Here is a 260-nt window from a genome sequence, read left to right as displayed (position 1 = left end):
ACAATAAGGAAAAATACGCCGAAGGTTGGATAGCACGCCCCTTTGCAAAGAGCGAAGCTAACCAAGCGGGCAAAGGAGCTACTAAAATTATCCCTTACAACGAACTCGTGCAGGCACGCCTTGCCGATATAGAAGATTGGAACAACGAGCCACACGATGAGCACCCCGAAGTGAGCCGTTGGGAGTATTTCCTAAACAACCAGCTCGAAACCCTCCCCGAGACCAACTACCGCGCTATCCTGCCCCATATAGGCTACAGC

Annotated in this window: 1 protein-coding gene; it reads left to right on the top strand. The window is 51.5% G+C overall.

The window, feature by feature from the left end:
• Positions 1-260: hypothetical protein (locus tag FVA95_RS31285; RefSeq protein WP_205016086.1), on the top strand; the 260-nt coding region annotated here is incomplete at both ends.

The sequence above is a fragment of the Pseudonocardia sp. EV170527-09 genome (assembly GCF_008369905.1).
Classification (GTDB): domain Bacteria; phylum Actinomycetota; class Actinomycetes; order Mycobacteriales; family Pseudonocardiaceae; genus Pseudonocardia.
The sequence above is the reverse complement of the archived record's forward strand: the minus strand, read 5'-3'. Positions and strand labels throughout refer to the sequence as shown.